Origin of the sequence: Micromonospora yasonensis (assembly GCF_026013475.1) — a bacterium.
Classification (GTDB): domain Bacteria; phylum Actinomycetota; class Actinomycetes; order Mycobacteriales; family Micromonosporaceae; genus Micromonospora; species Micromonospora yasonensis.
In genome coordinates, this window is the sequence record NZ_JAPDPH010000065.1 from 1 (window position 1) to 22,755 (window position 22,755).

Below are 22,755 nucleotides of genomic sequence, written 5' to 3' on the forward strand. Positions count from 1 at the left end.
CCAGTCCCGGACGGTCACGGCGGGAAAGACGTCCCGGCCCGGGTGCGGCACGAGAAGCTGGCGCAGTGTCTGCGCGGCGTAGAACGTACCGGTGGGGTCTACGCCGTCGAGCACGACGCGCGCCTTGCCGTCGCCGCCCTTACCGATGCCCAGCACGTAACCCTCGTGCGGCAGGCCGGTGGCGTCGGCCACGATGCCGATCTCGTCGAGCGCCCGGTCGGAGGCGGAGTTCTCGCTCGGCCCGCCGATGTAGACGATCAGCCCGGCGTCCGGCTCGGGGTCGGCGTCGGCGACGACCCGGGCCTGCGTCACCTGCGCCCGGGCCAGCACCTGTTCGACGACCTCGACGGCCGAGCGATCCGTCTTCGGCCCGACCACGAGCGCGACAGTGGGCGTGACCGGCACGATGTCGTACGGGTCCTGAACCGACTGCGGCGTCGGCCAGATCGCCGGCAGGGGCAGTGGTTCGGCGGCCGCCGGCGCCGGGAACGGCATCGGGCTTGCGACGGCGAGGACGGCCGCACCGACGAGGCCGAGCAAACGTCTCCCCACGGTTCGTCTGCTGTGCATGCATCTCCCCGTCGACAGATCGGAAGTGGCCACCGCGAGCTACCGGACGCGCCGCGGGCGCAATCTGGTCAAACCCGCAGCCGGCATCCCGTCTAATCCATCGAGCGATATCAATCCAATGGCGCGCCCGGCTTCAGCGCGGTGCCGTGAGTCAAGCCCCGGTCGAGAGCCAGCTCATGGCCGTTCCTCATGGGGCGGCACCCGGCGGATCGGTGCACGCGCACATCTACCAGGACGGGCCGGGGCCGCTGACATGATCGGCGGCCCCGGCCCGTTCCTCCCCTCTCGTACGGTGAGGGCGTCAGCCCCGCGGTGTGAGGTTCATTTCGGTCGCGCGCACGACCTTGTCCACCTCGGCGCAGTCAGCCGAGGTCAGGCCCCCGACACCCGCGGTGACGAGCGCCCGGCAGCTGGCGGGGAGCACCGTGTAGAGCTCGGCGTAGGTGGCCGAGGAGGTGAGGGTGTTCTCCGCCCGCCACCAGATCTGGCTTGCCTTGGCCAGGCCCAGACCGGTGATCGTCTGTCCGTTGAAGGTGCCGCCGTCCGCCATCAGGAAGGCCGCCTTGTTGCCGACCCCGGAGTTGATGTGCACGTACGCGGACGTGCTGGCGCCGACGTACCAGTAGGGGCTGCTGACCTTGTCCGGGTCGGCGTACCGGGTCGGGTCCGACATGCTGCGGATGACGCCGATCGACGCCGGCAGGTCCTCACCCATGTCCCATCGCACACCCGCGCTGTCGTTGCCCAGGCCGTTGGTGAGGTCGGAGTACTCGCCGAAGATGTCGGAGATCGACTCGTTGATCGCGCCGCTCTGGCTGGAGTAGGTCAGGTTCGAGGTGTGTTCGGTGACGCCGTGGGTCAACTCGTGGGCGATGACGTCGTCGGCCGAGGCGAACCCGGCGCCGAAGGTCATGCCCTTGCCGTTCCAGAACGCGTTCTCCATCGGGCAGCCGTAGCCCAGCACGCATGCCCGCACGATCGCGCGGAGCCGGCGCACGCTGTCACCCTTGCTCGTCGAGCCGATGGTGGCCGTGAGGTCGTAGCCGAAGTTGTTCTGGTAGAAGGACGACGTGGCGCCGAAGAGATCGTAGGCGTCGTTGACGTCGACCACGGACGAGACCGGCCCGCCCTCAAGCCGGGTGGCGTTCCTGGCCACGCAGACCGCGCTGGTGCTCACATACGAGCTGTTGACGTCGCAGATCGCGCGGTTGATCTCACGCTTGTGGCTGATGCGCAGCACCTCGGTGCCGGAGGCGGCGTCGAACAGCATCTCGCCACCCCAACCGGCAAGGGATTTGGGCTCGACCTTCACCGACCAGACCAGCTTGACCTGGCCCTGCGACGGGGTGCCGGCCCAGATCGCCGGGTCGAACCAGGCGAGCCTGGCCGCATCCTCGTCGAGCGCGTCGGCGGCCACGTCGGCCTCCGCCGCGAACGCCGCCCGGGCCTTGCCCCGCAGTGCGCCGGCCTTGACGGCCGGCGTGGCGGAGCGGTTCGTAGCGGTACTGGAGTGGCCGTGCAGCGACGCCAGGCCGTTGGCGCTGTCGAGCACGGCGACCAGTTCGGCGCCGAGCACCGGTACGCCGGCAACGGACTGCTGGAAACGCACCACGCTCGCGCCCGGCACCGTGCTGACCTTGTCGATCGTGAAGGCCTTCGCGTCAACGCCGAAGCGCCCGGCGTAGGCCGCCAGATGCGCGGTGGCTTGCGCGGCAGCGTCACCACTGTGGCCGGCCCGCAAACTCCTCCCCGCCGCCGCGGCAATACCCGTGACCCGGCCAGCCGGGTCGCGGGTGACACGAGCGGTGTTGTCCTGCTGCTGCGGATCCACAGCCGCGTGGGCGGCGTTGATGCTCGCCAGTCCGGTGAGCGTCACCAACGCGGTCACACCCACGATCCGCCTAAGCCGTACACCCATGCTTGCTCCTCTCGTCCAACGGCGACCGTTCGTGACGGCCGCGGCGGAGGAATCTTCATCACGCCTTCACCGGCTCGTCACGAGGTGAAAGGAACGGAGAGGGTGTGCGCAAGGGAAGGCCCTCATGGTGTTGCTCCGCCGGAGGACTGAGACAAGGGTCCGGCAAGGGGGACCAGGGTCATGACCCGCCTTGACCGCTCAACTAATCGCTTGATATCAATTCGCTCTCACCGACCCCCAGGAGGTCTCATGCTCAGGCGTATCGCCAGCATCCTTGGCGCTACCGTCCTCGCCGCCGCCGTCATCAGCGGCCCCGCCACCCCCGCAGCCGCGGCGGTCGCCCCCAGCCTCACCTCCACCATCGCCCTCAGCAACTGCTCCGCCGCGCTGGTCCGCTACCCCAGCTCGCTCGACACCGACCGGGCCATGATGCTGACCAACGGCCACTGCTACGAAGGCGGCATGCCCGCCGCCGGCGTCGTGCTGCAGAACAAGAACAGCAGGCGCTCCGGCACCCTGCTCAGCGCCAACGGCAGCAGCCTCGGCACGGTCCGCGCCGACCTGCTGCTCTACGCCACGATGACCGGCACCGACGTCGCGCTCTACCGCCTCACCAAGAGCTTCGCCGCCCTGAAGGGCACCTACGGCGTCACTGCGCTGACCATCACCAACACCCACCCGGTCGACGGCAGCACCATGTTCATCCCCTCCGGCTACTGGAAGCGGATCTGGAACTGCAGCGTCAACGGATTCGTGGCCACGCTGAAGGAAGACCAGTGGACCTTCCACGACTCCATCCGCTACAACACCGGCTGCGACACCATCCACGGCACCTCCGGCTCCCCCATCGTGGATGTGAACAGCGGCAAGGTCATCGGCATCAACAACACCGGCAACGACAACGGCGGGATGTGCACCCTCAACAACCCCTGTGAGGTCGACGCCGACGGCACCACCCACGCATACCTGGGGCAGAGCTACGGGCAGGAGGTCTACTGGTTCACCACCTGCCTCAACGCGAGCAACCAGATCGACCTGACCATCAGCGGCTGCCTGCTCACCAAGCCCGGCGGGGCAGCCTGACCAGCTCAACACCGCCGCACGTGCCGCGGCCGCCGAGGTTGCCTCCGCACGCGAGACACCCTGGGCGGCCGCAGCAACATCAGGTCCACCACGCGCCCGCTTGCCGCCAGTCGAAGAGAAGCTCCCCAACAGCTGTGGATGGGCCCGCCCGGCATCGCCTCCGAAGAGTTGACCGTCCGCGCCGGTCAGGGCGAAGCCACGAGAGCTACCCGGCGGCCAAGCGGCCGTCCTGCATCGCCACCGTCCGGTCGGCCAGGTGCAGATAGTGCAGGTCGTGGGTGACCATGACGGTGGCGACGTGCTGCTCGTGGGCGATGTCGCGCAGCAGGCTCACCACGGCCTCGCCGCGATCGTGATCAAGAGCGGAAGTGGGTTCGTCAACGAGCAGCAGGGCGGGAGTTCCCATCAACGCGCGGGCGACCCCGACGCGTTGGCGTTCCCCGCCGGAGAGCTGGTGTGGCCGCTTGTGTGCCTTGCCGCCTAGCTCTACCCGGTCAAGCAACTGGCGGGCGCGAGCCTCGGCCGGGCGCCGGGACGCGCCGGACAGGTGTGCGACGAGCAGGAGCTGGTCGAGGGCGCTGAGTGAGGCCAACAGGTTGGCCTGCTGGAAGACGAATCCGATACGTTCCCGTCGGAGCCGGTCGCGGCCCTTGTGGTCGAGCGCGGTGACGTCGGCGTCCTCGATGCGTACAGTGCCGGATTCCGGGCTGGTCAGTGCGCCGGCGACGGCCAGCAGGCTGGATTTTCCGGAGCCGGACGGACCGGTCACCGCCACCAGTTCGCCCGGGGTGATCCGCAGGTTGACCGCGTCGAGCGCGACCAGGCGGCGGTCCCCGTCAGGGTAGGTGAGGCGGACATCGGTCAGGGTGAGAGTCATCGGGCTGCCCCCAAGGCGGTGAGCGGGTCGACGGTGCTGACCCGGCGGACGGAGAAGGCGGCACCGAGCGCGCCGACGGCGACCATCGCCGCAAGCGGGACGCCGACCGTGCTGGCGTCCAGGACGAAGGGCACGACACGGGCGGCCACCGCGCCCAGACCGGCGGCGGCGCCGGCACCGACGGCGGCGCCCACCAGCAGGACGATCCCGGCCTGAGCCAGGGCGTCGCGCAGCAGGTAGCCGCGGCTGCCGCCGAGCGCGCGGACCACGGCCAGGTCGACGCCGCGCTGCATGGTCCAAACGGTGAAGAAGGCGCCGACAACCAGGGCGGAGACGGCCAACAGCAGACCACGCATCAGGTTGAGCGAGCCCTGCTCGGAGGCGTAGCCGCCGACCGCGGTGAACGCCTCGTCGCGGCTGACGGTCGTCATGCCGGCGGCGTCTGTCGCGGCGCTGGCCTCGCCGTCACGGGTCGAGGCAACGGCGGTGATGGTGTCCGTCCGAGCCAGGTTCTGCCAGGTACTGATGGGGGTGTACACGACGGGCAGGTGGTTGAACGAGGTGGTGGCCACGACCGCTGCCACCCTGACGTGCTGCCCGCCGACAGCGACGGTGTCGCCGACCGACACCGACTGCGCCTCGGCCAGGTCCGCGGTGAGGGCCACCTCGGCCCCGGCCGGTGCCTGACCCTGCCGCAGCGCCGGATACAGCGCGGGATCGCCGCCGAGCAGAGCCACCGTCGCAGAGCGGCCGTCGGCCTGCAGGCGGGTGGTCGACGCGCCGAGCGCCCACGCGGCGGTCGCCCCTGGTTGTGCCGCCACGGTGGCGACCGCTTCCGCCGGTAGGCTGCTGGTGGCGAACGACACCTGTTGGCCGTCGGTCGGCCGCTGGAAGGAGATGTCGTCGACGGGAAGCGCCGCCACCGCCGACACGCTGGCCGCCCCGAGTCCGGCGGTCAACCCCGTCAGCAGAACCACCATCAGCGTCATCAACGCGATGACGGCGCCCAGCAGGGCGAACCGTCCCCGGGCAAATCGAAGGTCACGTACCGCGATGAACATGCCGCAAGCCTTCCCGCCAGCACCGCCGGTGCCATCGCACCGGGGCTGGGACGTGCGGAGACGAATGAGGCATGGGTGAACCCATCAAAAGTTGGGGGCCGGGCCGCCCACTGGCCACTACCGTCGACAGGGTCATGGATCAACCGCAGCCGCGGGCCGCGGCGGTCACGCTGACCCTGCTCCGCCGGGCCGAACACGTCCTGTTCGTCGCGCTGCTGCTGGTCGGCGCCGTACGCGCCGCACGTTCCGGCCGTCCACCCGTCGGTGTGCTGATCACCGCGGCGACGGCAGTGGCCCTGTGGTACCTGCTGGGCGTCGTACTCGCCCGGCGCGCGCGACGACCGGTGGTGGCCGGGCTGTGGTTCGCCGGGCTCACCGCCGGCTGGATCGGGCTGACCGCGCTGTCGGTGGACTTCGTGTGGCTGGCGTTCGCCCTGTTCCTGCTGGCCATGCAGCTACTCCCGCCGTTGCTCGGGCCGTTGGTCGTCGCGGGGCTGGCTGCGGTGGCCGTCGCCGCGTTCTCGGCACATGAGGGCAGGCTGAGTCTGCCCGCGGTGCTCGGCCCGGTCATCGGCGCCGGCGTGGCCATCGTGATCATGACCGTCTACCGGGACCTGCGGCAGCAGAACGAGCTGTCCGCGCGGCTGCTGGCCGATCTCACCGCCGCACAGGGCGAACTCGCCGCCGCGCAGCGTCGCGCCGGTACGCTCGCCGAGCGGGAACGGCTCGCCGGCGAGATCCACGACACCGTCGCCCAGAGCCTGTCCACGATCGTCCTGCTGGTGAAGTCGACCGCCGGTCGCTGGCCGGACGCCCCGGCGGCCGCCCACCGCCAACTGGATGCCGCCGTCGACGCCGCGCAGTCGGCGTTGGAGGACACGCGGCGGCTCATCCGTGCCCTCACCCCCGCCCCGCTGGCCGGCCGGCCGCTCACCGAGGCTCTCGGTCACCTGGTCGACGACAGCCGCCGCCTCGGCCTCGACGCCCGCCTCACCGTCGACGGCCTTCCCTACGCGCTGCCCACCCCGGTGGAGGTCGCCCTGCTCCGGGCCGGACAGGAGGCTGTCGCCAACGTCCGCGCGCACGCCGCCGCCGATCGGGTGGACCTCACCCTGACCTTCCTGCCCGGGGCGGTCAGCCTCGACGTCGTCGACAACGGGCGCGGGTTCGACCCCGACCAGCCGCTCAGCTCCACGACCGGCACGGGTTTGGGCCTGGCCACCATGCGCCGCCGGCTGGCCGCCGTCGGTGGCACGCTCGTCGTCGAATCCGCTCCCGGGCAGGGCACCGCGATCAGCGCTGCCATCCCTACCGAAGGGGAACCGTCGTGACTCGCGCGCCCCGTCCGGCCGAGCCGATCCGCGTGCTCATCGTCGACGATCACCCCATCGTCCGTCGCGGGCTGCGGGCCGCACTGGATGCCGATCCGGGTATCGCGGTCGTCGGGGAGGCCGCCACCGGAGTCGACGCCATCGCACAGGCCGAAGCCACCACCCCCGACGTGGTCCTCATGGACCTGCACCTGGGCCCGGGTATCAACGGCGCCGAAGTCACCCGGCGGCTCCTCGCCCGCCCCCGGCCACCACGGGTGCTGGTGCTGACCACCTACGACAGCGACGCCGACATCCTGCCGGCCATCACCGCCGGCGCCACTGGATACCTGCTCAAGGACACCGAACCGGACGACCTGCTGACCGCCATCCGCTCCGCCGCTGCGGGCGAGACCGTACTCGCCCCCGCCATCGCCACCCGCCTGATCACCCGCGTACGCGCCCCCGGGCGGGCGCTGACCCCACGCGAGATCGAGATCCTGCAGATGGTCGCCGAGGGCCACAGTAACCAGGCCATCGCCCGGGCCATGTTCATCACCGAGGCCACTGTCAAGTCCCACCTCGTCCAGGTGTTCACCAAGCTCGGTGTCGACAACCGCACCGCCGCGGTCGCCGAAGGCCGCCGCCGCGGCATCATTCCCTGACCATGTGCCGCGGGACGTGACGACGCCCCGTCCGCTGTCGAACGGAGCGCGCGTTCGTGGTCGCGAGGTGGCCCAGGGCCGACGGGCGGGGGTGGTCACAGCCGGATCAGCGGGCGTGCGGGTGTCGGGTTGGGGCAGAGCGACGGGTGCCCTTGCGTAACCCTTGTTTCCGCTGCGCCGGGTTGCCCGGGACAACATTCGTGTTCTTGGATGTGGCGCAGCGTCAGCGCCTGCGGGGAGCGGCGGCGCACCCTATCCCCCAACGCGGGCACCCGCCGTGCCCGGAAAGTTGAGACACCGTGGACAAAATCCGCATCAGGTGGCTGCTTGCCGCTGGTGTAGCCGTCGCCCTCAGCACCACGGGCCTGGTCTACACGAGCACCCAGCAGCACACCGAGAACTCCGCAGCCGCCTCCGGCGACAACCCGGCGCTGGCGGCCCCCGACGGCGACAACCCAGCGCTGGCTGACTTCGACGGCGACCAGGAGGCCGAGGACGAGGCGGTCGTCGACCCGAACGCCAAGGGCTCCGGACCGGTGGCGTTCACGGTCCCCGGCCACGCCACGTTCATCGACACCCGGACCTTGAAGTCCAAGCCCACGAAGCGCCCGCCGAACAAGGAGACCGAGCTGCGTCAGGGCGGCCACCAGGGCAGCGGCCCGGAGGCGCCGGTGCAGTCGGCGCTGGCGGCCGTCGCCGCGCCGAGCGCGACGGTGAACGTCGCCGGTCTTGACTACGCCAACTGGGGCGCGGGGCACCCGCCGGACACGAACGGCGTCGTGGGCCCGAACCACTTCGTGCAGACGGTGAACACCTCGATCGGCATCTTCAACAAGGCCACCGGCGCGCGGGTGTCGGCGTTCACGTTCGACGCGTTCTTCGCCAACAGCGGCACCGCCGAGTGCGACGACAACAACGGCGGCGACCCGACGCTCGCCTACGACGTGCCGTCCGGCAAGTGGGTGATCGCCGACTTCGCCTGGATCAGCAGGAACAAGGGCCCCTTCTACGAGTGCGTCGCGGTCTCCTCCGGCTCGGACCCGGTGGCGTCGACCTGGACCTTCTACTCGGTGCCCGCCGGTGACGGGAACTTCCCCGACTACCCGAAGTTCGGCTCCGGCCCGGACGCGGTCTACTTCACCACCAACAACTTCCGCAGCAACAGCTACGCCGGTGCCGGCGTCTACGCACTGCGGCGCAGCACCCTCGGCAGCGCTTCCCTGCAGGTGCAGCACGTCACCACGAGCTCGTCCTACTTCAGCCTGCTGCCGGCGAACACCGTCGACGCGGCGCCCGCTGCCGGCCCCGAGGTCATCGCCTCGGTCTGGAGCGGCAAGGTGAGCCTGTGGAACTTCACGCCGAACTGGACCACCCCGTCGGCCACCACCTTCACCAACACGGCCAACCTGGGCGTCTCCTACAGCTCGGTCGGGCGTATCCCCACCCCCGGCGAGCAGGTCGACAGCCTCAGCCCGCGGGTGATGAACAAGGCCCAGCTGCGCAACGGGTCGCTGTGGCTCAGCCACACGGTCGCGGCCGGCTCGACCTCCGGCGTGCGCTGGTACGAGATCACCACCCCGAGCACCGCGCCGGCCATCCGCCAGCAGGGCACCTTCGCCCCGACCGACGGCCAGTACCGCTGGATGCCGTCGCTGGCCGTGGACAAGCAGGGCAACATGGCCGTCGGCTACAACGTGGCCAACAGCACCACCAACCCGGCCATCCGCTACGCCGGCCGCCTGGCCACCGACCCGCTGAACACCCTCGGCCAGTCGGAGGCCTCACTCATCGAGGGCACCGGCGCCCCGTCCAACGGCAACTACAACCGGTGGGGCGACTACGCCGAGATGAGCGTTGACCCGGTCGATGGCTGCACGTTCTGGTTCACCACCGAGTACTACGCGACCACCGGCGCCAACTGGCAGACCCGCATCGGCTCGTTCAAGTACAGCGGCTGCGTGTAACAGCCGTAGCTAGATGCAGGGGGTGGGTGCGCTCACGCAGCGGGCGCACCCGCCCCCTGTCGTCGTCAGTGTCGCCACCGCAGCCATCCACCGACTGTCGTCAATGTGTTCGGCATGGAGGGCTATGGATGAAGCAAGGGTGACAGCAAGGGTCCGCTTCGCAGCCATCAGAGGCCTACCAGTGACAGAATTCGATGCACCTGATAGCTGGTAGTGGTGACATGGCCGGCCTTCCTCCGCGAACGAGGATGCCAACTTGCGAGCTGCACGACCATCCGGAGGCGGCCGCAAGCGAGATCGGGCGAGCGTCCGAGCTGTTGAAGCTGTTGAAGCTCAGGGCGTTCACTGGGTCGTCATGCCATCGCGATCGCTGTGATGGGGTCCGGTAGTTGATCGGTTGCCGGACAGGTCTGGACCGGCGGCCCCGGTCGCCACTCTTTCTGGAGGTACAGTCCGTGCGTCGAACCCCCTTCACCATGGTTGGCCTGACAGCCGCACTCGTGATGACGGCCGCATCGATGGCTCCCGCCAGCGCGGCCGCACCCTCGACAGCGGATCCACTTGCGCGGTCGGTCGCGCAACTCAAGAGCCACGCCGCAGTGTCGCACTACGCCGAGGGTCAGACGTTCACCCTCAAAAACGTGCTGACCGACAACGACGGCACGCAGCACGTGCGGCTCCACCGCTACTACCAGGGACTGCCGGTCTTCGGCGGGGATCTGGTGGTGCAACTGGCCAAGGACAACACCTTCCGCGGAGTTTCCCAGACCCTGCAGGCCGCGCCGAACGTCGGCACCGCACCCAAGCTCGACGCGGCGGCCGCCGGTCGCACCGCGCTCGCCACCTCCACCGCCACCACCCGCCGCGTCGACGGCAGTCAACTGGTGTACGACACCGACGCGACCGGCACCGCGCTGGCCTACGAGGTTGTCGTGGGCGGCGCGTACGCCGACGGCACCCCGAGCGAGCTGCACGTGCTGGTGGACGCCACCAACGGCAAGGTCCGTGACGCGTGGGAGGGCGTGCAGCGCGACGGTACGGGCAACACCTTCCACTCCGGCAGCGTGCCGGTCGGCACCACCCTTTCCGGCGGCACCTACCAGCTCAACGACGGCGCCCGGGGTGGCCACAAGACCTACGACCTGAACGGTGCCACCAGCGGCACCGGCACCCTGGTCACCAACGCCTCGAACGTCTTCGGCGACGGCACCCTGGCCAACCGGCAGACCACCGCCGCCGACGCGCACTACGGCGCGGCCGAGACCTGGGACTACTACAGGAACACGTTCGGCCGCAACGGCATCCGCAACGACGGTGTCGCCGCGTACAGCCGGGTGCACTACAGCACCAACTACGTCAACGCGTTCTGGAGCGACTCCTGCTTCTGCATGACCTACGGCGACGGTGACGCCTCCCAGGGCTGGACCCCGCTCACCTCGCTGGACGTCGCCGGGCACGAGATGAGCCACGGCGTCACCAGCAACACCGCCGGCCTGCGCTACAGCGGCGAGCCGGGCGGCCTCAACGAGGCCACCAGCGACATCTTCGGCACCCTGGTCGAGTTCTACGCCAACAACGCCAACGACCCGGGCGACTACCTGATCGGTGAGGAGCTGCGCACCAACGGCGTGCCGCTGCGCTACATGGACCAGCCCTCCAAGGACGGCCAATCGGCCGACTGCTGGTCGCGTAGGGTCGGCCGCCTCAACGTGCACTACTCGTCGGGCGTGGCGAACCACTTCTTCTACCTGCTCGCCGTCGGCAGCGGCTCGTCGTCCTACGGCAACAGCCCGACCTGCAACGGCGGCACCGTGACCGGCATCGGCAACGCCAAGGCCGGTGCCATCTGGTACCGCGCGTTGACGGTCTACATGACGTCGCTCACGGACTATGCAGGTGCTCGCGCCGCCACCCTGTCCGCGGCCGCCGACCTGTACGGCGCCGGCAGCGCCGAGTACAACACGGTCGCCGCTGCATGGTCCGCGGTGAGCGTCAACTAATCATCCCCCATCCCAAACGCGCGGTCATCCGGGCCACCGGGTGACCGCGCCCCTCTGACAGCTGCCAACCTACGTCGGCGACCCTGGCGAAAAACCAGCGTCAGGAGTCCAGCAGGCGCAACATCTCGGATCTGTTGGCCACGCCGAGCCGGCGGTACAGGCGGGACAGGTTCGCCTCGACGGCCTTAACTGACAGGTGAACTTCTTTGGCGATCTGGCGGTTGGTCGCGCCCGCGCGGACGAGCTCGACGATCTGTCTTTCCAGGCCGCTCAGGGACTTCGTGTTTCTGCCATGTCGGACGCCGTTGTGCAGCCGGTCGAGTTCCGCATCCGCCAGTGCACGCCAGGGCGCCGCACCGATCTGGCTGAATTGGTCGATGGCCTGTGAGATGGCTTCATGTGCGGCAGACCGCCGGCGAACTCGGCGCAGGAGTTGCCCGAGGGTCAGAGACGCGCGGGCCGCATCCAGCGGATAGGACTGGGCGCCGTACGTGTCGATGGCAGCGGCCAGTGCTTCTATGGCGGTGAGGCTTTCCCCCGCGAAGCATGCGCGTATGGCGTCGGCGCGGGCGAGTCCGAGGAGCGCGAGGGTCCTGTTGGCTCGCCGGGCGCTGTCGTACGCCTGCTTCAGGAATTCGGCGGCGTCGTCGACGCGACCGGTTCGGGCCAGGGCTTCGCCGTAGTCCGCGTGCCATGTAGCTTGCGGCCCGAGGGTACGCGCGGCTTCCAGCTCTCGGGCGTGGCCGAACGCGGTGACCGCGGCCTGATACTGCCCGGACAGCAGCAGGGCCTCACCGTGGTAGATGTGGCAGGGTTCCAGCCACTCACGGTCTCCGCCCGCGGTGCACATCCGCACGGCGTCCTTGGCCAGTTGCACTGCGGTCTCCGCGCTGCCGGCATAGCATTCGGCCTGCGCGGCGACGGCCTGGCCGATCCAGGGGGTGAGGCCGGTGTCGAGGAACAACTGTCGGCACTCGCGTCCCGCCCGTAGCGCGTCAGCCCCGTGCCCCGTCCGCCGGTAGATGGCGGTCGCCGACTGGAGCACGTACATGAGCTGCGCCACCGCGCCCTGTGCGCGTACCTCGGTCTCGAGGTGGCTGATCTCGTCCATGGCCGCGGTGAAGTCACCGCGGAACAGGGAACTCATCGCCCACCACTGTCGCGCCCGCATGGTCGCCGTGGTGATGGGGCGACCACGGGCCATCTCCCGTGCCATGGCATGAAGCTCGGGTACGCCGTCGCGCCCCAACGCCGACGTCACGATGGCCTGCAGGTTAAGTGCCCGTATGACGAGGTCCACGTCGCTGGTCTGCCGGGCCAGCGTTTCCGCCAGCTTGGCCAAGCGGTCGGCGTCGCTGTGCCGGCGGTCGTAGTAGGCGATCTCAGCTGCGCAGAGGGCGACCTGCGCCTGCGACCCGATGTCGTCTGTCGATTCTTGTTCAGCGGCGGCGAGATGGGCTTTCGCGGTGGCGTCCCAGCCGGCAAGTTCGATCAGCAGCAGCCGGGCGGCCACCCGCACCGATCTGATGCCAGCTTTATCCAGGCACGCCGAGGCGGCCTCGCGCGCCGCCGTCATCTGGCCTGCGGCGAAGGCGTGCTGAGCGCAGGCGAGAAGCCGCGCGGCGATGGAGTCTGCGCCATCGGGCGGGGTGTGTTGAGCGGCCAGCCGAGCCAATGCCGCGGCCGTGGCCGGCGCTCCGCGGCGGGCGGCTTCTTCGGCCGCCGCGTCGGCCAGCGCGGCGGTCGCTTCGTCCGGCCCGGCGGCACCGAGTGCCAGATGCCGCACTTTCTCGACCACTCCCTCCATGACGATGGCGACCTGTGCATGGCCGGCACGACGCTGACTGGCAGTGGCGTCGCTGTAGATCAGCTCTCGAAACAGCGGGTGAGTGAAGCGGACCGCACCGTCGGCGGAGACCTCGATGAGCCTGGTGCGCTCGGCCGCATCAAGGCCATCGGCCGGAAGAACACCACACCGCCTCAACTGCTCCAGCGTGGGTCGGCTCATCATCGCGGCATGCAGCAGACACGCCCGGGTCTCCTCATCCAGCCCCTGCAGTCGCTGCAACAGCAACGGCCGCAGCTTACCGGGCACGGGCAACGGCACGTGCGGGGCAGCGATCGAGCTGTCCCTGAGAAGAGCCCGGCTCAGCTCCTCGGCGTACAGCGGGTTACCACCGCTGGCCCGCCAGACCCGCTCTACCAGAGCGGCCGGCAAACGGCCGCCCCCGCGGCCAGCGATCAGCGCAGTTATCGCGAGACGACTCAACGGCGGCACCCGCACCGGCGTGAGGGCTTCCGAGGACAACCGCAGCGCCATCGAATCATCATCATCGGTCCGCTCGGCTGCGAGGATCGCGACGTGCACGGTGTTGAGCCGGCGGGCCACGAATGCGAGGACCTCGGCGCTGGCCGTGTCGATCCATTGAAGGTCGTCCAGGATGAGAACGACAGGTCCATGGTTGGCCAGTTCGCGCAGGAGCTCAAGCACCGCGAGCCGGATCGCCAGCTTGTCACTGACACCGTCCATCCGCTGGGCACGCAGCAACGCGACCTCGAGCGCCTCCCGCAAATGAGCCGGTATCGCCTGCGCGTGCGGCAGCACGTCAGCGAACAGGTCAATGAGCGCCAGGTACGGCAGTTCGGAATCGACCTCGGCCGGGCGGGCAGCCAAGATCCGCGTGCCGGGCGCGAGGCGTTCGGCGGCCACCTTCAGCACGGAGGACTTCCCGATACCCGCTGGCCCGTAGAGCAGCCAGCTCTGCCCCCCGTCGAGGGCAGCGACGAGCTCGTCGAGCAAGTCGTCTCGTCCAGCCAACTGCACCGTTCACCTCCACCAAGGCTGGCGCACATCGTGCAGGATGTAGGCCACCATGGCAAGTCTCCCGGCGGCCGGCTGAGGCAGCCGACCGACTGCCGCGCGACGTCCTCCGCTGCCGTTCGAGGACCATGACCTGGTGGCGTAGTGCGAGGATCTCGGCGTCCTTGTCGCGGTTGCTGAACGTTCGTCGGCACGACCGACTCGGTGGACTCCTCCACGAATACGAGAACGCCGCCTGACCAGCGCGGATGAGGTTTTCGGCACCCGCAGGCCCGGAACACGAGGCAAGCCCCGCGGCAACGCGTCCAGCAGCAGAAACAGACGCGAGGCATCGTCGGCGACTGATGCCTCGCGGGGATTTGCGTGTCCGAACGCGAGCCGAGCCTTGAGACTTCCTGGACATCGACGCGGCCCTCATGACCGGCCGCTACACCCGGACGCGGCTGTGCGAGCTGGCCGAACAATCCGACGCGGCGTTCGACCGGCGCATCCTGGCAGACCTGTTCGGCATGCTGGAGTGCTACCCCGACCGCCGTTTCGCCGCCTACGGCGCCCACCCCGCCCACATCAGCGAAATGCGCAAACGCTTCGCGCAATGGCGCGAAGAACTCACCGCCGACTCGACCTAGCGTTGTTTGAAAGGTGCGACGCGCGTGACCTGGTGGCAGTACACGTCTCGGGCCTTCGCCGAGGCCTGCACGACGACAGGGGTCCGGCAAACGATGAGCGCGGTTGGTAGCACCGCCGCCAACGCCGCCGCGGAATCGTTCAACGCCACCTTCAAACGTGAGACCCGGCAAGGCCCCCGCGCCTTCACCGACGGACGCGAAGCCCGACTCGCCGCGTTCCGCTGGCTGCACCGCTACAACATCGTCCGACGCCACTCCCGGCTCGGACAGTTAGAAGCTGCTGACCAGCTTGACGAACGCGTCGTCGATCTTCGCCGGGTCGCGGGCGTCGAACGCCTTGCCCGCGGACGCCTTGGCGATCCGGTCCAGCGTCCCGAAATCGGACTGCTCATCAAAGGCGACGCAGAAAATCTTGACCGGTCGCTCCGGATCCAACGCGACATCCTGGAGCAGCCGGGCGAGATTGTTGTCCTTGTTGTACTCGTTTTTGCCGTCCGTCAGTACCACCACCGCGTTGATCCGGGACTGGTCATAGTGGTCGAGCATGTGACGGTGTGCCGCCCGTACCGTGGCGTACAAAGCGGTGCCACCCTCGACATGGAGATTGTTGATCTCGTTGGTGAGCGTCTCCTGGTCGAACGCCGACAGCCGGACCTCCTCGCTGTACGGCGACTTCGGCCGCTGTTCCGTCTCGGACGAGAACGACCAGAGCGCGACCTGGTCCTCGGAGTTCAAGAGGCCGAAGCCCTTGGCGGCGGCCCTGGTCGCCACCTGGAACCTGGTCTGGTCACCGATCTTTGCCTTCATCGAACCGGACGTGTCGACGGCCACGAGGATGTTCGCCTTCTTACGCAGCGTGCCCCAGCCGGTGAGGATCGCCTTGACCACGGTGGGATCAGGCGGGTCGAAGTAGGTGAGATCTTGGGCCCCGCGCCCGCCGACGGAGGCGATCAGCGGGCCGGACGCGTTCCGCTCGTGATCGCGGAACCCGAGGCGGCTGAAGCTCCGCTGCTGCGGCGACTCCTGAAGGAACGCCAGAAAGTCGGCAGCGGCGTCACGTTGCTCCGGGCTGGCCGAGGGGAGGACCACGTACGGGTGGTCGAGGTTGAACGTGCCCTCCTTCGGATACACCGCGACCAGCGGGACCCTCGGCTTCTCGCCCCGGGTCGGGCTCAGCTCCCCCTCGTTGTACTGGTAGACCAACTCCTCCTGCGTCACAACCGCGCTCATGTCGGTCGGGGCCGCCGTGCCGGCACCGGACAGGTCCGCCTCGGCGCGGTTCTTCAGCAGATCCACGATGTCGTCGCTGTAGTGGGATACGTTGGCCTCGATGCGGCGGACGAACTGGGTCACCGCCGGATTCGCGAGGTCGCTCTCGGTGAGGTCACTGGCCCGGTTGATGGCCGCGTAGTACGTCGCGATCGTGGCCGCAAGCCCAGAGGTGGACAGGTACGGGTTGACCTTGCCGAAGGTGAACCGCCCCCACTCGGGGCGACCGAAGGTGGCCCAGCCCGTGCGTCCAGACAAGCCCAGGATCTCACCCCAGCCGAGTCGACCCTGCTGTTGGAGCAGCTCTCCCTTCGGCTGCGGCATGGCGATGACCAGCGGGCTGTTCGCGATCGACGGGTACCGGCCGGGGGTCTGCGCCGGACGCCCGGCGGCCTCCTCCAGCAGCTTCAACTGCCCGGTCCACAGGGTCGACGTCGGCAACCATACCTGCGGCCGTGGCAGGCTGGGCTGCTTGGCTGCCCAGTCGCCGGCCAGCGCGTCTGTCGCCGCACCGGAGGTGAGGCCATGTACGGTCACGACGGCGCACCGGCCACCGACCCGCCGATGGCTCTTGTTGTAGCGTTCTGCCAGCTCGCCGAGCAGCACGTCCTTCTCGGTCGACGAGCTGACCTCCAGCGGTGTGCACCCGACGTCCGCCGCCGGCCGGACGATCAGGTAGGCCGCCGTGACGACCGCGACTCCGGCCACGATGGCCGTGGTGTACGGCAACCACGGCCGGGCAGTCGGTCGACCTGAAACCATTTGGTCCCTCCAGGGTGTCGGCTGACGGCGTCGACATCAGCCACCAGCCCGGCCGAGCCGCGGTGCGGACCGACCGGATCGTGTTCGTGGGTCAGGGCCCGGACCGGAGCAGGGTCGTGGCCTGGTCGGCTGTCGACGCCTCCCCGGGATCCGGCTCGGTGCTTGGGGCCAGCGCGGCGGCGACCAGCAGGCGGACGACGTACACCACGACGAAAGTCACCACGCCGGTGAGTGCTGCGGCGCCGACCGCGGTCGACGCGACGTAGCCGGACGCCATGCCGACCGCACCGAGGAAGATCGCGATCGAGACGCCCCACGGGTCCCCGAGCTCCCGGCGGAGCCGACCCGACCAGGGGTCCCGCCGTACCGGGGCGGTGGGCTCGCGGTTCTCCCGCCGCGTCGGGGCGCCGGCCAGGCGCGTGACCGGCGCGTGCTCGGGGAGGTCGGGCAGGGTTGGCCTGGCCGCATGGCCCAGGGGCGGGGATCCGGGCGCCGGGTACGACGGCGCCGGCGCGGTGGCGGCTTCGTTGCCCTGCTTGAGGACGGTCTCCAGCAGCAGGTCCGTCGAGGGCCGCGCGGTGTGCCCGAGCAGCCGCAGCAGGACCTGTTCGGCGTTCGGCCGCGCATCCTGGTCCTTCTGCAGACACTGCCGGATCAGGTCGTCCAGCGCGTCGGAGAGGCCGTGCAGGTCCGGTGGCTCGTGCAGGACGCGGTTCATCACCGCGACGATCGAATCGTTGCCGAACGGTGGCCGGCCCGCTGCCGCGAAGGCGATGGTCGCCGCCCACGCGAACACGTCACAGGCCGGACCCACCCGGTGGTTATGGAACCGCTCCGGTGCCATGTATGGCGCCGTTCCCATGACCTGCCTGGTCATCGTCTCGGTGACGTCGAGTGCGCGGGCGATGCCGAAGTCGATCACGCGTGGACCGTCCCGCCCGAGAATGACGTTGTCCGGCTTCAGGTCGCGATGGACCACGTCGGACTGGTGGATCGCGGTCAGCGCAGTGGCGATGCCAACGGCCAGTCGGTGCAACGCGTTCCCGGAGATCGGACCCTGCTCACGGACGTGCCGCTGCAGGGTCGAGCCCTCGATGAACTCGCTGACCACGTACGGTGGGTCCGCGTCTACCTCGGCGAACAGGATCTGAGCCGTACAGAAGGGGGCGACCCGTCGCGCGGCGGCGATCTCCTTCGCGAACTGAGACTTGATCCGAGGGCTCTGGCGCAGGTCAACATTGATCATCTTGACCGCTACCCGGTTACCGTTCCCGTCCCTGCCCAGGTAGACGACGCCCTGGCCGCCCGCGCCCAGCCGCCCGATCAGCTGGTAGGGCCCCGCGGTGCGTGGATCATGCGAACTCAGCGGCGTGGTACCCGGCATCCTGCCCCCCTGTCAGCCCGGCCATTGTGGCTCCACCGAAACCCTTGACGAGCCGCGCCGATGCGACGGACGACACAGGTATGGTGCCACGCCCCGCAAGCACGAGGACCACTCACCTTTCGGCGTGTCGTCCCGTTGGGGCGCTCCAGGTCGATGAGCCGTAGTGCGAGGGCCCGCCAGCAGCAGGCCCGGGGTGTCGGCGAGCGCTGGCGGGGAAAATCGGGCGGGTAGTGGCGGCATCGGTGCAGGTCGTTGCGTGGACGTGCGGGCAGACGGCAGTCCTCCGTGGACAGTGGACGTCACGCGCCCGCACCACAGGCCCTGTCCTTGGCGTGGTGTCGTCGGTGTTCGGCGGTCCCGTCGGGCCGACTCGCGGCTGATGGTTGCCGACGATCACCGCATTCGCGCCGGCACCGTCAGGCACATCACCGATCGCGCCGATGCCCCCTTGTTTCCGCCAACCAGGGCGCCGCGTGCTGCCCCCGGGCCGAAACACCCGGTCGGGGATCAGGTACGCGGCGCTGCCACCCCGATGACAGACGAGTCATAGTGAGGTATGAATGTCGTGCCTGAGTATCTCTGATCGATGTGAGGCTCAAATGCGCATATTTGTATGCTCGATCCGACTGTCGACCGCAGTGGCCGTCGTGCTGATGCTTGCCGCCAGCGTCCTGGTCAGCGGGCCGGCGATGGCCGCCGAGCCCCGAGAGCTCGGCGCCGTGACCGGCTTCCATGCCGACCGGGCGACCTACACGCTCACCGCGGGCGATGCCCAGGTCCGGGTGGTGTTCCTCGGCGACGACGTGTTCCGGATCTGGCTCGCGCCGGACGGACAGTTCACCGACCCGGCCAACACCCCGCCCGATGACCCGGCAGCGCCGGACGCCAACATCGTGGTGAAGACCGACCACCCGACGCCGCAGACGTCGTGGTCAGACGTCGGCGCCTACTACGCGCTACGCACCGGGGCGATCGAGGTACGAGCGTACAAGTCGCCGTTGCGTTTCTCCCTGCACCGGGCCGACGGCAGCACCGTGTGGTCGGAGACGCGGCCACTGCGGTGGACCGACACCACCACGTCGCAGACGTTGAGCCGCGGCGCGACCGAGCAGTTCCTCGGCGGTGGCATGCAGAACGGCCGGTTCAGCCACCGCGGCACCACGATCCAGGTCGCCCGGAACTTCAACTGGGAGGACGGCGGCAACCCGAACTCCTCGCCGTACTACATGAGTTCCGCCGGGTACGGGGTGCTACGAAACACCTTCGCACCGGGTACGTACGCCTTCGACGACCCGGTCGTTGCCACCCACAACGAGAAGCGCTTCGACGCGTACTACTTCGTCGGTGACTTCAAGAGCGCGCTCAACCGCTACACCGAGCTGACCGGGCGACCGTTCCTGCCGCCGATCTACGGCCTCGAATACGGCGACTCGGACTGCTACAACCGCGGCCACTACGGAGTGGATCCGGACCCGGGCAACGACGGGAAGAACCACCCGGACAAGCAGACCACGCTGGACGCGGTGAAGGTCGCGCAGAAGTTCGTCGAGAACGACATGCCGGGCGGCTGGATGCTGGTCAATGACGACTACGGCTGTGGCTACTCCGACGACCTGGGCTACGAGCTCGTCGGCGGCACGTACTGGGGCAAGCGAGAGATCGGCCCGCTGCGGCAGACCGGTGACGAACTGCGCAAGCGCAACATCGAGATGGGGCTGTGGACCCAGTCCGCGCTCGACCGGCAGCCCGCAGAGGTCGGTGAGGCCGGCGTCCGGGTCCGCAAGCTGGACGTGGCCTGGGTCGGCCCGGGCTATCGGCACGCGCTCACCGCCTGCGACACCGCGCACGACGGCATCGAGCAGTACAGCAACGCCCGCGGCTACGCCTGGATGGTCGAGGGCTGGGCCGGCGCGCAGCGCTGCGCGGTGCAGTGGACCGGCGACCACAGCGGCAGCCTCGACGCGATCCGCTGGCAGATCCCGGCGATCCACGGTTCCGGCAACTCCGGCATCGCCTACACCGCCGGTGACGTCGACGGCATCTTCGGTGGCTCCGGCCGAAGCTATGTGCGGGACATGCAGTGGAAGGTCTTCACGCCGGCGCTCATGACGATGAGCGGCTGGGCCACCCCCGCCTTCAAGCAGCCGTGGGCATACGGCGAGCCGTACACCTCGATCAACCGCAGGTATCTGAAGCTGCGCGAGCGGCTCCTGCCGTTCTTCTACTCGTACGCCGCGGAGGCCCACCGCACCGGCACGCCGATCAACCGGTCGCTACCGATCGAGTACCCGGACGACCCGACGGCGTACACCGACGCCGCCAGGTACGAGTTTCTCGCCGGCCGAGAGTTCCTGGTCGCGCCGATGTGGGGCGGAGACGAAACGAAGAACGGCATCTACCTGCCGGCAGGCACCTGGGTCGACTACTGGACCGGCCGAATCCATCGCGGGCCGACCACGCTGAACGGCTACCACGCGCCGCTCGACACGTTGCCGCTGTTCGTCAAGGCCGGTGCCGTGGTGCCGATGTGGAAGGCCGGCATCAACCGGCACGCCGAGCAGGCACCGGGCGACCGGGTGACGCTGGACATCTACCCCCGTGGCAGCTCGTCGTTCCTGCTTTACGAGGACGACCGGGTGACTCGCGAGCACCGTTCCGCCAGGTCGGCGACGCAGCGGTTCGACGTCGCGGCGCCGGTCGACGACCGCGGTGACGTCGTCGTCACCATCGGCGCCAGCGTCGGCTCCTACACCGGCAAGCCCGCGCAGCGGCCCTACGAGGTGACCGCGCACACCGGCACCAAGCCGCACGTCGTCAAGCTCGGCGACCAGCCGCTGCCGGAACTGTCCGACAAGGCGGCGTACGACGCGGCAACCAGCGGCTGGTACTACGCGGCCGGCGACCGCGCCGGCGTGGTGTGGGTGAAGACCCCACCGGTCTCCACCGACGCCAGCACCACGGTAACCCTCGCCGGCACCAGCTCCGTGGGCGGTGCCAAGCCGACCGACGCGCTCGGCACGGTCGAGCTGACCGGCCCGAAGCTGTGGAACCCACCGGGCGAGGCGACCGAACTCACCGCGACCTTCCGTAACGACGGCACGCACCCGATGACCGACGTGCGGCTGTCCGTCGCACTGCCGGACGGCTGGACGTCGGGTGGCCACGCCGACTTCCCGCGGGTCGAACCCGGCGAGACCGTCACCGCACCGCTGAGCGTCACACCGGGACGCGACGTCCGGCCGGCGTCGTACACGCTCCAGCTCGACGCCGCCTACACCGCCCGGAACACGCCGTACCGCACCAGCGCGGTCACCACAGCCGAACTGCCGTACGCCTCGATATCCGCCGCGGCGAACGTGGTCGGCATCACCGACGCCCAAACCTTCGCCAAGGGCAACTTCGACGGCGCCGGTAACAGCTTCCACGGCGAGGCGCTGGCCGCCGCGGGATTCCGCCCCGGCGCGGCCGTCACCGTCAACGGGGTCGAGTTCGGCCTGCCGGCCGGCGCTCCCGGCACCCCGAACGTGGTGAAGGACGTCACCGCGCCGATCCTGGTGAACGGAACCGGCAGCCACCTTCACCTGCTCGGCGCCGGCGCCAGCCTGAACGCCCGCGGAACCGTGACGGTCCTCTACACCGACGGCACCCAGTCCCAGCACACCCTGCAGTTGCCGAACTGGTGCTGCCAGGATCCGACCACCGGCGGAGCCAAGCCCGCGGTGACGGTCAAGGGCCGCTACACCCCGGCGGGCCTGGCCAACACCACGACCGACTACCGGGTGTCCTACCACGCGCTGCCGCTCACGCCGGGCAAAACGGTCCGGGCGATCCGCCTGCCGGGTGGCCCACTCGGGTTCTTCGCCGCCACCGTGGCGGACAAACCGTTGCCGCCGGCGCCCAAGGGTGAAGCCTGGGTCAGTGACCTGGAGTGGATCGATTCGACGAACGGCTGGGGACCCGTCGAGCGGGACCGCAGCAACGGCGAGAGCGCGGCCGGCGACGGCAACCCGATCACGCTGAACAGGGTCGGCTACGCCAAAGGCCTCGGCGCCCACGCGCCCTCGTCGGTCAAGGTCAACCTCGACGGCCGGTGCACCCGCTTCACCGCCAAGGTGGGCGTGGACGACGAGATGGCCGACCGCGGCTCGGTCGCCTTCCAGGTGACCGTCGACGGTGCGACGAAGTACACCTCGCCGGTGCTGACCGGTACCGCTGAAACCGTGGGCGTCGACGTTGACGTGACCGCGGGGAAGGTGCTCGACCTGGTGATCACCGACGGCGGCGACGGCATCGGCAGCGACCACGGCGACTGGGCCGAGGCCAAGCTGTCCTGCAGCCCGTAACGCCACGCGCCGCCGGCACCACCTTCCGACGGGGAAGGTGGTGCCAGCGGCGGGTCAACAGTCTCCTCGGCGGCCACGCACGCGGCCGCGCCGGCCGGT

14 protein-coding genes and 1 pseudogene are annotated in these 22,755 nt (G+C 69.5%); 8 read left to right on the forward strand and 7 right to left on the reverse strand.

Annotated elements, in window-relative coordinates; all coding sequences use genetic code 11:
- Both ONA70_RS15685 and ONA70_RS15690 read right to left on the reverse strand, forming a co-directional pair.
- On the reverse strand, nucleotides 1-552 hold a 552-nt coding region (locus tag ONA70_RS15685; RefSeq protein ID WP_265007167.1), incomplete at its 3' end, for a glycoside hydrolase family 20 zincin-like fold domain-containing protein.
- 319 nt (nucleotides 553-871) lie between these two features.
- Nucleotides 872-2,488: a M4 family metallopeptidase gene (locus ONA70_RS15690; protein ID WP_265007168.1), complete on the reverse strand. Its 1,617-nt coding sequence runs from the start codon at nucleotides 2,486-2,488 to the stop codon at nucleotides 872-874.
- Nucleotides 2,489-2,737: 249 nt separating this feature from the next.
- Between ONA70_RS15690 and ONA70_RS15695 the strand changes: the two genes are divergently transcribed.
- Nucleotides 2,738-3,571, forward strand: a complete 834-nt coding sequence (locus tag ONA70_RS15695) for a S1 family peptidase (protein ID WP_265007169.1) — start codon at nucleotides 2,738-2,740, stop codon at nucleotides 3,569-3,571.
- Nucleotides 3,572-3,776: 205 nt separating this feature from the next.
- On the opposite strand, the gene ONA70_RS15700 is transcribed toward ONA70_RS15695, so the two are convergent.
- Both ONA70_RS15700 and ONA70_RS15705 read right to left on the reverse strand, forming a co-directional pair.
- Entirely contained in the window at nucleotides 3,777-4,448 is a 672-nt protein-coding gene (locus tag ONA70_RS15700; RefSeq protein ID WP_265007170.1) for an ABC transporter ATP-binding protein, read from the reverse strand.
- On the reverse strand, nucleotides 4,445-5,509 hold the full coding sequence (locus tag ONA70_RS15705; protein ID WP_265007171.1) for an ABC transporter permease: 1,065 nt from the start codon (nucleotides 5,507-5,509) through the stop codon (nucleotides 4,445-4,447). Before ONA70_RS15705 ends, ONA70_RS15700 begins: the two co-directional genes overlap by 4 nt.
- 134 nt (nucleotides 5,510-5,643) lie before the next feature.
- On the opposite strand from ONA70_RS15705, the gene ONA70_RS15710 reads away from it, so the two are divergent.
- The 4 genes from ONA70_RS15710 (at nucleotide 5,644) to ONA70_RS15725 (ending at nucleotide 11,448) form a co-directional block, all read left to right on the forward strand.
- A complete protein-coding gene (locus tag ONA70_RS15710; RefSeq protein ID WP_265007172.1) occupies nucleotides 5,644-6,840 on the forward strand; it encodes a sensor histidine kinase in 1,197 nt (398 codons plus the stop codon).
- Nucleotides 6,837-7,484 (forward strand): response regulator, encoded by a 648-nt coding sequence (locus ONA70_RS15715; RefSeq protein WP_265007173.1) that lies wholly within the window; start codon nucleotides 6,837-6,839, stop codon nucleotides 7,482-7,484. The genes ONA70_RS15710 and ONA70_RS15715 overlap by 4 nt, the downstream gene beginning before the upstream one ends.
- Nucleotides 7,485-7,783: 299 nt before the next feature.
- Nucleotides 7,784-9,448, forward strand: a complete 1,665-nt coding sequence (locus ONA70_RS15720; RefSeq protein ID WP_265007174.1) for a hypothetical protein — start codon at nucleotides 7,784-7,786, stop codon at nucleotides 9,446-9,448.
- A 518-nt stretch (nucleotides 9,449-9,966) separates the two neighbouring features.
- Nucleotides 9,967-11,448, forward strand: coding sequence for a M4 family metallopeptidase (locus ONA70_RS15725; RefSeq protein WP_265007189.1), 1,482 nt, complete (start codon nucleotides 9,967-9,969; stop codon nucleotides 11,446-11,448).
- A gap of 100 nt (nucleotides 11,449-11,548) precedes the next feature.
- Here ONA70_RS15725 and ONA70_RS15730 read toward each other — a convergent pair whose 3' ends face one another.
- Entirely contained in the window at nucleotides 11,549-14,272 is a 2,724-nt protein-coding gene (locus tag ONA70_RS15730) for an AAA family ATPase (RefSeq protein ID WP_265007175.1), read from the reverse strand.
- 413 nt (nucleotides 14,273-14,685) lie between these two features.
- Here ONA70_RS15730 and ONA70_RS15735 point away from each other — a divergent pair, with 413 nt between their 5' ends.
- The gene (locus tag ONA70_RS15735) at nucleotides 14,686-14,898 is read left to right on the forward strand and encodes a hypothetical protein (RefSeq protein WP_265007176.1); all 213 of its coding nucleotides are present in this window, start codon (nucleotides 14,686-14,688) and stop codon (nucleotides 14,896-14,898) included.
- 24 nt (nucleotides 14,899-14,922) lie between these two features.
- Nucleotides 14,923-15,159, forward strand: a pseudogene (locus tag ONA70_RS36940) (integrase core domain-containing protein); the annotation flags it as partial.
- Nucleotides 15,160-15,168: 9 nt separating this feature from the next.
- Here ONA70_RS36940 and ONA70_RS15740 read toward each other — a convergent pair.
- The gene (locus ONA70_RS15740) at nucleotides 15,169-16,875 is read right to left on the reverse strand and encodes a vWA domain-containing protein (protein WP_265007177.1); all 1,707 of its coding nucleotides are present in this window, start codon (nucleotides 16,873-16,875) and stop codon (nucleotides 15,169-15,171) included.
- A 145-nt stretch (nucleotides 16,876-17,020) separates the two neighbouring features.
- Nucleotides 17,021-18,313 carry a serine/threonine-protein kinase gene (locus tag ONA70_RS15745; RefSeq protein WP_265007178.1) on the reverse strand — a complete coding sequence of 431 codons (1,293 nt, stop codon included), beginning with the start codon at nucleotides 18,311-18,313 and terminating at the stop codon, nucleotides 17,021-17,023.
- 638 nt (nucleotides 18,314-18,951) lie between these two features.
- Between ONA70_RS15745 and ONA70_RS15750 the strand changes: the two genes are divergently transcribed.
- Nucleotides 18,952-22,656, forward strand: coding sequence for an NPCBM/NEW2 domain-containing protein (locus ONA70_RS15750; RefSeq protein WP_265007179.1), 3,705 nt, complete (start codon nucleotides 18,952-18,954; stop codon nucleotides 22,654-22,656).
- The last annotated feature ends 99 nt before the right edge of the window (nucleotides 22,657-22,755 follow it).

Coding starts and splice junctions, on each gene's coding strand:
- ONA70_RS15690 (WP_265007168.1), bottom strand. CDS start 2,488: ATGGGTGTACGGCTTAGGCGGATCGTGGGTGTGACCGCGTTGGTGACG.
- ONA70_RS15695 (WP_265007169.1), top strand. CDS start 2,738: ATGCTCAGGCGTATCGCCAGCATCCTTGGCGCTACCGTCCTCGCCGCC.
- ONA70_RS15700 (WP_265007170.1), bottom strand. CDS start 4,448: ATGACTCTCACCCTGACCGATGTCCGCCTCACCTACCCTGACGGGGAC.
- ONA70_RS15705 (WP_265007171.1), bottom strand. CDS start 5,509: ATGTTCATCGCGGTACGTGACCTTCGATTTGCCCGGGGACGGTTCGCC.
- ONA70_RS15710 (WP_265007172.1), top strand. CDS start 5,644: ATGGATCAACCGCAGCCGCGGGCCGCGGCGGTCACGCTGACCCTGCTC.
- ONA70_RS15725 (WP_265007189.1), top strand. CDS start 9,967: ATGGCTCCCGCCAGCGCGGCCGCACCCTCGACAGCGGATCCACTTGCG.
- ONA70_RS15735 (WP_265007176.1), top strand. CDS start 14,686: ATGACCGGCCGCTACACCCGGACGCGGCTGTGCGAGCTGGCCGAACAA.
- ONA70_RS15745 (WP_265007178.1), bottom strand. CDS start 18,313: ATGCCGGGTACCACGCCGCTGAGTTCGCATGATCCACGCACCGCGGGG.